The organism is Micromonospora sp. BS32 (assembly GCF_059089345.1).
Genome location: NZ_JBSSHR010000004.1, coordinates 351970 through 364890, shown reverse-complemented (window position 1 = coordinate 364890; position 12921 = coordinate 351970). Strand labels below are relative to the sequence as shown.

At 72.9% G+C, this 12921-nt stretch carries 12 protein-coding genes and 1 pseudogene; 8 read left to right on the top strand and 5 right to left on the bottom strand.

Annotated elements, in window-relative coordinates:
- Window positions 1-67 precede the first annotated feature (67 nt).
- The gene (locus tag AC5RWQ_RS09425; RefSeq protein WP_494282333.1) at window positions 68-907 is read left to right on the top strand and encodes a DUF3027 domain-containing protein; all 840 of its coding nucleotides are present in this window, start codon (window positions 68-70) and stop codon (window positions 905-907) included.
- A 4-nt stretch (window positions 908-911) separates the two neighbouring features.
- On the opposite strand, the gene AC5RWQ_RS09420 is transcribed toward AC5RWQ_RS09425, so the two are convergent.
- Window positions 912-1172, bottom strand: a complete 261-nt coding sequence (locus AC5RWQ_RS09420; RefSeq protein WP_334489544.1) for a DUF2530 domain-containing protein — start codon at window positions 1170-1172, stop codon at window positions 912-914.
- Between the two features lie 88 nt (window positions 1173-1260).
- On the opposite strand from AC5RWQ_RS09420, the gene AC5RWQ_RS09415 reads away from it, so the two are divergent.
- From AC5RWQ_RS09415 to thpR, 5 genes are all read left to right on the top strand, one after another.
- A complete protein-coding gene (locus AC5RWQ_RS09415) occupies window positions 1261-2739 on the top strand; it encodes an NCS2 family permease (RefSeq protein WP_494282332.1) in 1479 nt (492 codons plus the stop codon).
- 120 nt (window positions 2740-2859) lie between these two features.
- Window positions 2860-3309: a MarR family winged helix-turn-helix transcriptional regulator gene (locus tag AC5RWQ_RS09410; RefSeq protein WP_494282331.1), complete on the top strand. Its 450-nt coding sequence runs from the start codon at window positions 2860-2862 to the stop codon at window positions 3307-3309.
- Window positions 3310-3379: 70 nt separating this feature from the next.
- On the top strand, window positions 3380-4666 hold the full coding sequence (locus tag AC5RWQ_RS09405) for an MFS transporter (RefSeq protein ID WP_494282330.1): 1287 nt from the start codon (window positions 3380-3382) through the stop codon (window positions 4664-4666).
- Between the two features lie 106 nt (window positions 4667-4772).
- Entirely contained in the window at window positions 4773-5288 is a 516-nt protein-coding gene (locus tag AC5RWQ_RS09400; RefSeq protein ID WP_494282329.1) for a hypothetical protein, read from the top strand.
- A complete protein-coding gene (thpR, locus tag AC5RWQ_RS09395; protein ID WP_494282328.1) occupies window positions 5285-5863 on the top strand; it encodes an RNA 2',3'-cyclic phosphodiesterase in 579 nt (192 codons plus the stop codon). Before AC5RWQ_RS09400 ends, thpR begins: the two co-directional genes overlap by 4 nt.
- Window positions 5864-5881: 18 nt before the next feature.
- Here the strand turns inward: thpR and AC5RWQ_RS09390 are convergent.
- The 4 genes and pseudogenes from AC5RWQ_RS09390 to AC5RWQ_RS09375 form a co-directional block, all read right to left on the bottom strand.
- A pseudogene (locus AC5RWQ_RS09390) lies at window positions 5882-6869 on the bottom strand (aldo/keto reductase).
- Window positions 6870-6930: 61 nt separating this feature from the next.
- Window positions 6931-8016, bottom strand: a complete 1086-nt coding sequence (gene sepH, locus AC5RWQ_RS09385; protein WP_494282327.1) for a septation protein SepH — start codon at window positions 8014-8016, stop codon at window positions 6931-6933.
- 188 nt (window positions 8017-8204) lie between these two features.
- Window positions 8205-9332, bottom strand: coding sequence for a phosphoserine transaminase (gene serC / locus AC5RWQ_RS09380; protein WP_494282326.1), 1128 nt, complete (start codon window positions 9330-9332; stop codon window positions 8205-8207).
- 248 nt (window positions 9333-9580) lie between these two features.
- Window positions 9581-10687, bottom strand: coding sequence for a citrate synthase 2 (locus AC5RWQ_RS09375; protein WP_494282325.1), 1107 nt, complete (start codon window positions 10685-10687; stop codon window positions 9581-9583).
- 272 nt (window positions 10688-10959) lie between these two features.
- Here AC5RWQ_RS09375 and pdxH point away from each other — a divergent pair, with 272 nt between their 5' ends.
- A complete protein-coding gene (gene pdxH / locus AC5RWQ_RS09370) occupies window positions 10960-11589 on the top strand; it encodes a pyridoxamine 5'-phosphate oxidase (RefSeq protein WP_494282387.1) in 630 nt (209 codons plus the stop codon).
- The gene (locus AC5RWQ_RS09365) at window positions 11586-12881 is read left to right on the top strand and encodes an MFS transporter (protein WP_494282324.1); all 1296 of its coding nucleotides are present in this window, start codon (window positions 11586-11588) and stop codon (window positions 12879-12881) included. Before pdxH ends, AC5RWQ_RS09365 begins: the two co-directional genes overlap by 4 nt.
- The last annotated feature ends 40 nt before the right edge of the window (window positions 12882-12921 follow it).

The window sequence follows — 12921 nt, the reverse complement described above, 5'->3', positions numbered from 1 at the left end:
TCTCTTCCACCGGTGCCGCACCACCGGGGAGACATCACCGGGGAGTGCCTGTCGGCCGGCCGTGCGCATGGGGAACAATGGTCGGGTGACCAGGCCCGTCTCCACCCGTGCCGCCCGCCTCGACCAGGTCTGCGCCGCCGCCGTCGAGGTGGCCCGTGCCGGCATCACCGAGGTGGAGCCCGCCGACGTCGGCGACCACCTGCGTGCCGTCGCCGAGGGCGACCGGGTCGTCACCCACTACTTCGAATGTCTGATGGGCGGCTACCGCGGCTGGCGGTGGGCGGTCACCGTCACCCGGGTGCCGCGCAGCAAGCACGTCACGATCTGCGAAACGGTGCTGCTGCCCGGCTCGGATGCGCTGCTCGCGCCCGGCTGGCTGCCCTGGCAGGAGCGGCTCAAGCCGGGCGACCTGGGCCCCGGTGACCTGCTCCCCACCCCGCCGGACGACGACCGGCTCGCCCCCGGCTACCTGCTCTCCGACGACCCGGCGGTCGAGGAGACCGCCTGGGAACTCGGCCTCGGCCGGCCGCGGGTGCTCTCCCGGGAGGGGCGCGCCGAGGCGGCCCAGCGCTGGTACGACGGCGACCATGGCCCGTCCGCGCCGATCTCCACCGCCGCGCCGGCCGCCGCCCGCTGCGGCACCTGCGGCTTCTACCTGCCGCTGGCCGGCTCCCTGCGGCAGTCCTTCGGCGCCTGCGGCAACTTCTACGCCCCCGACGACGGCCGGGTGGTCAGCGCGGACCACGGCTGCGGCGCGCACTCGGAGACCCTGGTCGAGACCGGGGAGCCCGCGGTCGACGAGCTGCCCACGGTCTACGACGACAGCGCCGTCGAGGCGATGTCGGTCAGCCGGGCCCCGGGTTCCGTCGAGGCTGCCGAGCCGGCGGAGCCGTACGGCCACTCCTGACCGGTCAGTCCCGCCGGGCGGCGGCTTCCCGGCGGCGCCGTCGGTGAGCGTCGTGTCGCATCATCGTGACCAGACCGGGAAAGCCCCAGAGGAATCCCGCCAGGCAGGTCCAGAGCCAGTTCTGGTGCCCGGTCCTGGTCAGCCAGTCACGGAAGAAGATCAACAGAACCAGGCCCACCACCGCCCAGGCGATCAGCCCGGCGACCGCGAACGGGACCATCGGCGGGTCGAGCGGCTCGGGCCGCGGCGGTTGCTCCTGTGGCACGGGGCAAAGCGTACGCGATCAACTTTTGTCGGCGGCCCCTGATCTGCGACGATGCGCGCGACAACGGAAGATCACCTGCGAGGACCTGATGGCCATTGCCCCGCCGGACAACGGCACCCCGCCCGATCCCGCCCACCCCCGTAACGGTTTCGACCGATACTTCGAGATCTCCGCCCGCGGTTCGACGATGAGCCGCGAGGTACGGGGTGGTCTGGCGACCTTCTTCACGATGGCGTACATCGTGGTGTTGAACCCGCTGATCCTGGGCGGAGCCGTCGACGGCGACGGCAAGAAGCTCTCGATCCCCGCTCTGGCCGCCGCCACCGCGCTGGTGGCCGGCCTGATGACGATCCTGATGGGTGTCGTCGGGCGCTTCCCGATGGCGCTGGCCGCCGGTCTGGGCGTGAACGCGCTGGTCGCGTTCGAGATCGCGCCGGAGATGACCTGGGCTGACGCGATGGGCCTGGTGGTGATCGAGGGTGTGCTCATCGCCATCCTCGTGCTCACCGGCCTGCGGACGGCCGTCTTCCGCTCGGTCCCGACCCAGATGAAGACCGCGATCGGTGTCGGCATCGGTCTCTTCCTCACCATCATCGGCCTGGTCGACGCCGGGTTCGTCCGGCGGTTGCCGGACGCGGCGAACACCACCGTCCCGGTCGGACTGGGCATCAACGGCAAGATCGTCAGCTGGCCGATGCTGGTCTTCGTGTTGGGCCTGCTGCTCACCCTGGTGCTGGTGGTACGCCGGGTGCGCGGCGCGATCCTGATCGGCATCCTGGCCTCGACCGTGCTGGCGATCATCGTGGAGGCGGTCGCCAAGGTGGGGCCGTCCTTCGTCAACGGTCAGCCCAACCCGAAGGGGTGGGCGCTGAACGTGCCGGAGCTGCCGAAGCAGATCGTGGACATCCCGGACCTGTCCCTGCTGGGCAACTTCAACGTGCTCGACTCGTGGAGCCGGGTCGGCTGGCTGGTCCCGCTGATGTTCGTCTTCACCCTGATGATCACCGACTTCTTCGACACCATGGGCACCATGGTCGCGATCGGCCAGGAGGGGAGCATGCTCGACGAGCAGGGCACCCCGCCGCGGGCGAAGGAGATCCTGCTGGTCGACTCGATCGCCGCGGCGGCCGGTGGCGCGGCGAGCGTCTCCAGCAACACGTCGTACATCGAGAGCGCCGCCGGCGTGGGAGAGGGCGCCCGGACCGGCGTGGCCAACCTGGTCACCGGCGCGCTCTTCCTGCTCGCGATGTTCCTGGCGCCGCTGTCCACGGTGGTGCCGTTCGAGGCGGCCTCGACGGCGCTGGTGGTGGTCGGCTTCCTGATGATGACCGCGGTGCGCACCATCGACTGGACCGACTACGAGATCGCCATCCCGGCGTTCCTCACCATCACCCTGATGCCGTTCACCTACTCGATCTCCAACGGCATCGGCGCCGGTCTGATCACGTACGTGCTGCTGAAGCTGGCTAAGGGGAAGGCGCGGGAGATCCACCCGCTGCTCTACGGGGTGGCGGCGCTGTTCATCCTGTACTTCCTGCGTGGGCCGATCGAGTCTGCGCTGCTCTGACCCGTCCGGCTCCGGGCCGGCGCATCCGAATCGGATTCCCGGCCCGGAGCAGGGCAAACTTCCCGTGAGCATGGTCATATTCCACCTCGTTAGCCAGGCTCATTAGTTAGGCTAACTACCGTGACGGAGCGGACGGTGACGGCGAAACGCGTGCCACCGGCGCAGCTGGCCCCTCAGCTGCGTGATGCGATCACCCGACTCAACCGGCGGGTCCGACAGGCCCGCCCGGTCGGCGACCTGACGGTCACCCAGCTCAGCGCGCTCACCAGCCTCCGGCTGGCGGGTGCCCTGACGCCCCGGGAGCTGGCCGACGTCGAACGGGTGCAACCGCCGACGATGACCAAGATCGTCGCGAAGCTGGAGGAGCGCGGCCTCGTGCAGCGCACCCCCCATCCGACCGACGGGCGACAGGTCATCCTCGCGGCGACCGAGGGGGGAAGGGCCGTGCTCGACCAGTTCGAGCGGGCCCGCGACGAGTGGCTGGCCAGCCGGCTGGCCGCGCTCACGGAGGACGAACGCGACACGCTGCGGCGCGCCGCTGAGATCCTCCAGCAGCTCGCCCGCGCCTGAGCGCCCGTACCGCCGGGTCCGCGCCGTCCGTAGTGGATGACGCGTATCGACCCGAGGAGGCGCACCAAGAGTGCAGGCGAGATTGAGCACGATGTTCCAGTCCCTACGAGTCCGCAACTATCGACTCTTCGCCACCGGACAGCTGATCAAACTGATCGGCGTCTGGATGATGTTCATCGCCCAGGACTGGCTCGTCCTCGAGCTCTCCGACAACTCGGCCACCGCGCTCGGCGTGGTGACCGCGCTCCAGTTCACCCCGGTGCTGCTGCTCACCCTGCTCTCCGGCCGGCTCGCCGACCGGTACGACAAGCGCATGCTCCTCTTCGTCGCCAACGCCTTCTGGACGCTGCTGGCGCTCGGCATGAGCGTGCTGGTGCTCACCGGCCTGGTCCAGCTCTGGCACGTCTTCGCCTTCGCCCTCCTGCTCGGCGTGGCCAACGCGGTGGAAACCCCGGTCCGCCAGGCCTTCGTCTCGGAGCTGGTCGGCACCACCCTGCTGCCGAACGCGCTCTCGCTCAACGCGGCCGTGTTCAACACCGCCCGGATCGTCGGCCCCGCCGTCGCCGGTCTCGCCATCGCCGCCTTCGACGTCGGCCCGGTCTTCCTCTTCACCGCGGTCAGCTCGATCGCCCCGCTGGCCAACGTGGTCCGGATGCGCCCGGCCGAGCTGCACCGCAAGGACCTGCTGCCGGTCGGTGAGCGGGACTCCGCGAAGGTGGTCGACGGGCTGCGCTACGTCTGGCGCCGCCCCGACCTGCTGCTGCCGATGGTGGTCATGTCGATCATCGGGATGACGCTGTTCAACTTCCAGCTCACCCTCGCCGCGCTGGCCAAGACCGTCTTCCACACCGGGGCCGCCTCCTTCGGCCTGTTCAGCACCGCGCTCGCCTGCGGCGCCCTGGTCGGGGCGCTGGCCGGCACCGGGCGGCGCAGCCGCCCCTCGGTCTGGCTGGTGCTCGGCGCGGCGGTGGGCTGCGCCAGCTTCGGCACCCTGGTCGGCTTCGTCCCGGCGTACTGGATGGTCGTGGCGCTGCTCCTGCCCACCGGCTTCTTCATGGTCTTCTTCGCCCAGGCCGCCAACCAGCGGGTCCAGCTCGGCGTCGACGCCGCCTTCCGCGGTCGGGTGATGGCGCTGTGGGTGCTGGTCTTCCTCGGCACCAACCCGGTTGGCGCGCCGATCATCGGCTGGGTCGCGGAGACGTACGGCGCCGGAGCGAGCATCTGGATGGGCGGGCTCATCTCGCTGGCCACCGCGCTGCTCGCGCTCACCTGGCAGCTGCGCCGCTCCGGTGCCCGGCTCCGCTTCCGGGTGCTGCCGATGCCCCGCTTCTACGTGACCTCCGCGCCCGACTGCTGACCCCGCCCGCCATCGGTCCGCTCTCCCGCCGGGAGGGCGGACCGATTCGCGTCCGGATACCGGCAATCCGGTGGCGGACGGGGGTGCGGGGCCTTAGCGTCGACACGTGGCAGGCGGTAGCGCACTGACGCTCGCACTCGCGTTCCTGGCTGTGGCATGCCTGCCAGTCGCGTTCGCCCTGCTGTTCTGCGTCGACGAGATCCTCGACCGGGTGGTCTGCGGATGGAGCGAGTGGCGGGAACGGCGCCACGAGCGGCGTACCATCGCCCGGCTGGACCGCACGATCGAGGCGGACGCCCTCACCCGGGACGTCGACCTGACCGCACTCGACCGCCCCGACCGGCAACCGCTCGAACTCATCGCCGCCGACCTGCGCCGCCTCGGTGGGCACCGGCTCGCCGCCGGCGGCCGCTCGGTGGTCTGGCACGGCGCGGTCATCGAGGCGTACGACGACCGGCTCCGGGCGGGCTGCCGGGCGCTGGGGATCACCGAGCACCTGGCCGACCTGGACGGCGTCGACCGGGAGATCGAACGGGTCCGGGTGGAGGGGCTGCTCGACGCCGCCGGGCTGCCCGTCCCGGCCGCCCGCGCCGGCCGGCGTCCGCGCAACCGGCGGGCGTGAGACTCTTCGTCGCGGTCTACCCGCCCGTCGACGCGGTGGCCGACCTGACCGCCCGGATGGCTCGGCTGCGGGTCGGCGCCGCCTCCGCCGCCGGAATCAACGTACGCCTCGCCGACCCGGCCCACCTGCACGTCACGCTCGCCTTCCTCGGCGAGGTCGAGGCGGACCGGCTGATCGAGGTGGAGAGCGTCCTCGGCCGCGCCGCCGAGACGCTGCGCGACGTCCGGGGCAGCTCGCCCCGGCTCCGGCTCGGCGGAGGCGGACGCTTCGGGCGGGACCGCTTCACCGTGCTCTGGGTGGACCTGCTCGGCGAGGTCGAGGCACTGCACGTGCTCGGCCGGCTGATCCGGCTCGGACTGCGCCGGGCCCGGCTGCCGCACGACGACAAGCCATTCCGCCCGCACCTGACGATCGCCCGGCCCGGCGACCGGATCGACCATGCCGACGTCGAGGCCGACCGGGAGGCGCTGGCCGACTACACCGGCCCGGAGTGGCCCGCCACCGAGCTGGTCCTGGTCCGCAGCCACCCGGGCCCCAACCCCACGTACGACCGCCTCGCCGCCTGGCCCCTCTAGCCGCGGCGACGGGGCGGGTTACCAGGCCCAGGCTTCGGGGCCGGGGCCACCGTTGCCGATCGGCGGGAAGAGCTCGTCGAGGCGCTTGAGCGTCGCCTCGTCGAGGTCGATCTCCAGGGCGCCCAGGTTGCGGTCGAGCTGGTCGAGGGTGCGCGGGCCGACGATCGGGGCGGTCACCCCGGGCCGGGAGAGCAGCCAGGCCAGCGCCACGTCCGCCGGGTCCTGGCCCAGGTCCGCGCAGAGCTTCTCGTACGCCTCGATGGTGGGTCGGTGCGCGGCGAGCGCGTCGGCGGCCCGGCCGCTGGTGCCCCGCGCGGCACCGCCCTCGGCCATCTTCCGGATGACCCCGCCGAGCAGCCCGCCGTGCAGCGGCGACCAGGGGATCACGCCCAGCCCGTAGTGCTGTGCGGCCGGGAGCACCTCCAGCTCGACGTGCCGGGTGAGCAGGTTGTAGATGGACTGCTCGGCGACCAGGCCGAGGAAGTTCCGCTTCGCGGCCGCGGCCTGCGCCTGGGCGATGTGCCAACCGGCGAAGTTGGACGATCCGACGTAGACCACCTTGCCCTGGGCGACCAGCGTCTCCATCGCCTGCCAGATCTCCTCCCACGGGGGTGGTCCGGGAGACGTGGTGCATCTGGTACAGGTCGATGACGTCGGTCTGGAGCCGGCGCAGCGAGCCCTCGCAGGCCCGGATGATGTGCCGGGCGCTCAGGCCCTGCTCGTTGGGCCAGTCGCCCATCTTGCCGTAGACCTTGGTGGCCAGGACGACCTTCTCGCGCCGCCCGCCGCCCTGGGCGAACCAGCGGCCGATGATCTGCTCGGTGATCCCCTCACCGGTCTGCCAGCCGTACACGTTGGCGGTGTCGAAGAAGTTGATGCCGTGTTCCAGCGCCCGGTCCATGATGGCGAAGCTGTCCGACTCGGTGGTCTGCGGCCCGAAGTTCATCGTGCCGAGGCAGAGCCGGCTCACCGAGAGACCGGTGCGTCCCAGATTCGTGTACTCCATGACTCCACCCTGGCACGCGGGCACTTCGAGTGCCTCGCGTTACCAGGGTGGAGTCGTTGGATCAGGACGATTCGCGGGCCGCCGGGCCGCTGCCGAAGAGGACGTCGTCCCAGCTCGGCAGCCGCTTGCGCGGCTTGCCAGTGGCGTCGGTCGACTCACCGCCGGCCGCGGCGGCCGCCGCGGTGCCGGTGCGCCGGGGCCGGAGCACCGCCAGCGACGGTACGGCCGGGACCTCCTTCGGCGCGTCCGAGTCGTCGTCGAACGCGGAGCCCTGGCCACCGCCGAGGAGTGCCGCCGCGCCGCCACCGACCGCCCGCTGCCGGGGCGCGTCGCCGCCGGCCATCGCCGCCGGGGAGCGCGGGTCGAGCCCGCGCCCGGAGGTGCCGCCGAGCGGCCGGTCCAGGGAGGCGAGCAGGGCGTCCCGGCCGGCGCGGATCGGGTCCCGCCCGGGGCGACCGTGCTCGGCCGCGGCCGGCAGGCCGTGCCCGCCCCGGCTCGGCTCGCCGCGCGACGGGCCGGGCAGCGCGTGGCCGCCCCGCTCCGGCGCCGGCTCCTGGCCGAGGATCGGGGTGGGACGCTCGGCGCAGAGGTACTGCGCCATGTCGTCGTGCGGGGTGACGTTCTGCCGGAGCTTGTCGAGATCCCAGACCGCCTGGGCGGTGGCCTTGCCGGACGGCCAGGTGGCGATGATCCGCCAGGTGCCGTCGTCGCGCCGGTAGGCGTCCCAGGAGATCTTCTCGGTGTCGATCCCGTGCTGGGCCAGCCGGCCGTTGACCACTTCGGCCAGCGGGGTCGGCTTCTCCGCGCCCTTGAGCCGGGTGCGCCGGGCGTGCTGGGCGAGCATGGCCCGCTCCTGAAGCACCGGGCCGGCGTAGCGCAGCACGCGGTCGACCGGCACGCCGGCGATCCGGGCGACGTCCTCGGCGGACTCGCCGGAGCGGATGCGGGCCTGGATGTCCCGTGGGGACAGTGACGGCACCGGGTCGACGGCGGTGGGCACCACCGCGAGGGGCGCCGCGCCGGGCTCGGCGTGCAGCACCGTGGCGATGCGCTCGTCGATGGGGAGGGCGAGCAGGCGCCCGACCTCGTCGGCGAGCACCAGAGCCTGGCCGTCCTCGGAGAGGGCGACGAAGCGTACTGGGCGCATGGCGTAGCCTCCGTCCCGCTTCGCTGGCCGCGTCACGCCACGAGCCGGCCACCCGGGCGTCTCGAACCACCGTACGCTCATCTTCCCCGAGGTGGGGGATGCGACACCCGCATGTCGCGACTGAGCTGCGGCGATGATCACGGTGGGTGGCCGTCGGGGCTGCCGTGGCCACCCACCGTGACGGCCTGCTAGAGCCGCTCCACCACGTAGTCGATGGAGGCGGTCAGCGCCTCCACGTCCGCCGGCTCGACCGCCGGGAAGAGCGCCACCCGGAGCTGGTTGCGACCGAGCTTCCGGTACGGCTCGGTGTCCACGATGCCGTTGGCGCGCAGCACCTTCGCCACCGCGGAGGCGTCCACCTCGTCGGCGAAGTCGATGGTGGCGACCACGTTGGAGCGCAGCGCCGGGTCGGTGACGAACGGCGCGGCAACGTCGGAGCGTTCCGCCCAGCCGTACACGATGCCGGCGCTCTCCGCGGTGCGCTTGGCCGCCCACGACAGGCCGCCCTGCGAGTTCATCCAGTCGGTCTGCTCGGCGGCCAGGAAGATGGTGGCCAGCGCCGGCGTGTTGTAGGTCTGCTCCAGCCGCGAGTTGTCGATCGCGGTGACCAGGTCGAGGAAGGCCGGGATGTAGCGGCCCGAGCCCTTGATCTCGGTGGCCCGCTCCAGCGCGGCCGGCGACATCAGGGCCAGCCAGAGGCCGCCGTCGGAGCCGAAGCACTTCTGCGGGGCGAAGTAGTAGACGTCGGTTTCGCCGACGTTGACGTCCAGGCCGCCCGCGCCGGAGGTGGCGTCGACCAGCAGCAGGGAGCCCGGGTCGGCCCCAGCCACCCGGCGGATCGGCACCGCGACGCCGGTGGAGGTCTCGTTGTGCGGGGTGGCGTAGACGTCCACCCCCGCCTCGGCCTCCAGGGTCGGCGCGCTGCCCGGCTCGGACTTGCGCACGGTCGGCTCGCCGAGGAACGGCGCGTCCTTGACCGACTTGGCGAACTTCGCGCCGAACTCGCCGAAGCTGGCGAACTGGGCCCGGTCGCGGACCAGGCCGAACGTGGCGACCTCCCAGAACGCGGTGGTGCCGCCGTTGCCGATCACCACCTCGTAGCCCTCGGGAAGGGAGAAGAACTCGGCGATGCCCTTGCGCAGGCGGGCCACCTGGTCGCGGACCGTCTTCTGCCGGTGCGAGGTGCCCAGGTAGCTGGTGGCCACGTCGGCGAGGGCGGACACCGCCGCTGGACGGACCTTGGACGGCCCGCAGCCGAACCGGCCGTCGGCGGGCTTGAGGTCGTCGGGTATCCGGATGGTCGGTGCGTCAGCCACGGTTGTTGAGATCCTTCCGCATGGGCGAGGGCGGGCCCTACACCAGGCGCGGATCTGCCGAGCGGCGCTGCGCGCGGGCGCGCGGCGCGGCCGGGATCCGGCCCGGTCCGGCGACACTGCCGGTCTTCATCCTCGCACCCGGGCCGGCCGGCCCGGCGGTTGGTCCCACGCCGGGGGGTGAGTCGTGCGCCACAGACGGCGAGGGGGCCCCGTCCGCGCGGACGGGGCCCCCTCGACGGGTACCCGGATCAGACGCCGTGCGGGATGGCGCTCCAGCCCTCGACCTCCTGCGGCTTCCGGCTGCCCGGCCCGACGTAGCGGGCGGACGGGCGGACCAGCCGCTGGAGCTTCTTCTGCTCCAGGATGTGCGCGGACCAACCGCCCATCCGGGCGCAGGTGAACATCGAGGTGAACATGTGCGCCGGCACCTCGGCGAAGTCCAGCACCACGGCCGACCAGAACTCGACGTTGGTGGCGAGCACCCGGTCCGGGCGGCGGGCCTGGAGCTCGGCCAGGGCGGCCTTCTCCAGCGCCTCGGCGATCTCGAAGCGCGGCGCGCCGAGCTCCTTGGCGGTGCGGCGCAGCACCCGGGCCCGCGGGTCCTCGGCCCGGTAGACCCGGTGGCCGAAGCCCATCAGCCGCTCGCCGCGGTCGAGGACGCCCTTGACGTACCCCTCGGCGTCGCCGCTGCGCTCGACGGCCTCGAGCATGGTGAGCACCCGGGACGGGGCGCCGCCGTGCAGCGGGCCGGAGAGGGCGCCGATGCCGGAGGAGATGCAGGCCGCGGCGTCGGCGCCGGTCGAGGCGACGATCCGGGTGGTGAACGTGGAGGCGTTCAGGCCGTGCTCGGCGGCCGAGATGAAGTACGCGTCGACGGCCTTGACGTGCCGCGGGTCCGGCTCGCCGCGCCAGCGCTTCATGAAGCGCTCGACGATCGTCTCGGCCTTGTCGATCTCCTTCTGCGGCACGGCCGGCAGGCCGAGGCCGCGGGCGGACTGGGCGACGAAGGAGAGCGCCGTCACCGAGACCCGGGCCAGGTCCTCGCGGGCCTGCGCGTCGGAGATGTCCAGCAGCTGGTCGAGCCCCCAGTACGGGGCGAGCATGGCGACGGCGGACTGCACGTCCACCCGGATGTCGCCGGAGTGCACCGGGACCGGGAACGGCTCGGCCGGCGGCAGGCCCGGGCCGAAGCGGCCGTCGACCAGCAGCGCCCACACGTTGCCGAACGAGACCTGGCCGATCAGATCCTCGATGTCCACGCCCCGGTAGCGCAGCGCGCCGCCCTCGCGGTCCGGTTCGGCGATCTCGGTCTCGAAGGCTACGACGCCTTCCAGGCCCGGTTTGAAGTCCGACATGTCGTCTCCTGGCTTCCGGATCGGTGCGCCCGCGCGGGCTCATCCGGCCCTGCACCTTAGGCGACCCTCAGGGATGTGTTCGTGCCATCTTGCCTGCTGGGCAACCGAGTCCGCGACCCAGTGCGACTGTGCCGCACGTGACATCCCCGCCGGTGGACGGCGTCGCGGTCTCGGCGAGACTGGGTGGTGGGGGCTGGCCAGCGTCGGGGGACGTGGCGGCCCCGACGAGGGAGGGAAGGACTGTGACGGGCGACACACCCGCTCCGGCGGCCATGCGTAACGAGTACGCCGCCGACCTGGGCCTTTCCGAGGACGACCTGGCCGCCGACTGGTACGGCCAGTTCGACCGCTGGTTCGCCGACGCGGTGGCCCACGGGCTGCCCGAACCGAACGCGATGATCGTCGGCACCGCCGACGCCGCCGGTCACCCCAGCGGCCGGACGGTGCTGCTCAAGGGGTACGACTCCGAGGGCTTCGTCTTCTACACCAACTACGCCTCGCGCAAGGGCGCCGAGGCGACCGCGAACCCGTGGGCGAGCCTGGTCTTCCCATGGTTCCCGATGCAGCGGCAGGTGGTGGTCGCCGGCCGGGTGGAGCGGGTCGACCGGGCGGAGACCGAGGCGTACTTCGCCAGCCGGCCGCGCGGGTCGCAGCTGGGCGCCTGGGCCAGCACCCAGTCCCAGGTCCTTCCCGGCCGGGCGGCGCTGGACGAGGCGTACCGGGCGGTGGTCGAGCGCTTCGCCGACGTGGCGCAGATCCCCGCGCCGCCGCACTGGGGCGGCCTGCGGGTCCGGCCCGAGTCGGTGGAGTTCTGGCAGGGCCGGGCCAGCAGGCTGCACGACCGGCTGCGGTTCCGGCGGACCGACGAGGGCGACTGGGTCACCGAGCGGCTCGCCCCGTGACCGCCGTCGACGGGACCCGGTCGCGCGGGGCGCGCCGCTGGGCGATCGACCTGCGTCCACTGGCGGTGCCGGCGTTCCGGCGGATGTGGCTCGGCAACACGCTGGCCATGTTCGGCTTCCAGTTCACCGCCGTCGCGGTGCCGGTCGAGATGTACGCGCTCACGAGGGACTCGTTCTGGGTCGGGCTGCTCGGCGTCGCCGGCTTCGTACCCCTGTTGGTCTTCGGTCTCTGGGGCGGCGCGGTGGCCGACGCCCGCGACCGGCGCCGGGTGCTGCTCGCCGGCTCGGCGCTGCTCTGGGCCTCGATGGTCGGCCTGCTGGTGCACGCGCTGGTCGGCCGGGGCAGCCCGGTGCTGCTGCTCGCCCTGGTGACGGTGCACTCGGTCGCGTTCGCGATCAGCTCGCCGGCCCGCAGCGCGATCCTGCCCCGGCTGCTGCCCGCGGAGCTGGTGCCGGCGGGCAGCACGCTGAACTACACCACCTTCACCGCCGCCTCGGTCGTCGGGCCGCTCGCCGCCGGTCTGATCTTCGCGGCCTTCGGCACCGGACCGGGTCTGCCGGTCGCCTACGCGCTGGACGCGCTGCTCTTCACCGGGCTGGTCGTGGCCACCGTGCGGCTGCCCGCGATGCCCCCGGAGCCGGTCGCCGAGGGAGAGGTGCGCCGCGGCGGGCTGGCCGGCATCCTCGACGGGTTCCGCTACCTCGGCACCACGCCGGTGCTGCTGTCGTCCTTCGCCATCGACCTGATCGCGATGATCCTGGCCATGCCCCGGGCGCTCTTCCCGGAGATCGCCGAGAGCCGCTTCGGCGGTGGTGCGGCGGTGGGCTGGCTCTACAGCGCCATCGCGATCGGCGCCATGGTGGGCGGGCTGACCTCCGGCTGGATCGGCCGGATCCGCCGGCAGGGCCTCGCCCTGGTGGTGGCGGTGGTCGGGTGGGGGCTGGCCATCGCCGCCGCCGGCCTGGCCCGGCAGCTCTGGCTGATGGTGGCGCTGCTTGCCGTCGCCGGGGCCGCCGACCTGGTCAGCGCCGTGCTGCGGCAGTCGATGCTGCTGATCTACGCACCCGACCGGATGCGCGGCCGGCTCCAGGGGGTGAACACCGTGGTGGTCGCCGGCGGCCCGCGCCTGGGCGACCTGCGGGCGGGCGCGGTGGCGGCCGGCTTCGGCACCGGGGTGGCCTGGATCGGTGGCGGCCTCGTCTCGGCCGCGCTCGCGGTGCTGCTGGTGGTGGCCTTCCCGGCGCTGCTGCGCTACCGGGCGGCGGGCGCGGGGCGGGAGCCGCGGGGCTGAGCCGGGGTGGGGCGCGGGGCGGTGGGGACCGACTAAGGTC

Excerpts from the sequence above, each read along its gene's own strand:
- AC5RWQ_RS09425 (WP_494282333.1), top strand. The coding sequence starts at position 68 with ATGGGGAACAATGGTCGGGTGACCAGGCCCGTCTCCACCCGTGCCGCC.
- AC5RWQ_RS09415 (WP_494282332.1), top strand. The coding sequence starts at position 1,261 with ATGGCCATTGCCCCGCCGGACAACGGCACCCCGCCCGATCCCGCCCAC.
- sepH (WP_494282327.1), bottom strand. The coding sequence starts at position 8,016 with ATGCGCCCAGTACGCTTCGTCGCCCTCTCCGAGGACGGCCAGGCTCTG.
- AC5RWQ_RS09375 (WP_494282325.1), bottom strand. The coding sequence starts at position 10,687 with ATGTCGGACTTCAAACCGGGCCTGGAAGGCGTCGTAGCCTTCGAGACC.
- pdxH (WP_494282387.1), top strand. The coding sequence starts at position 10,960 with ATGCGTAACGAGTACGCCGCCGACCTGGGCCTTTCCGAGGACGACCTG.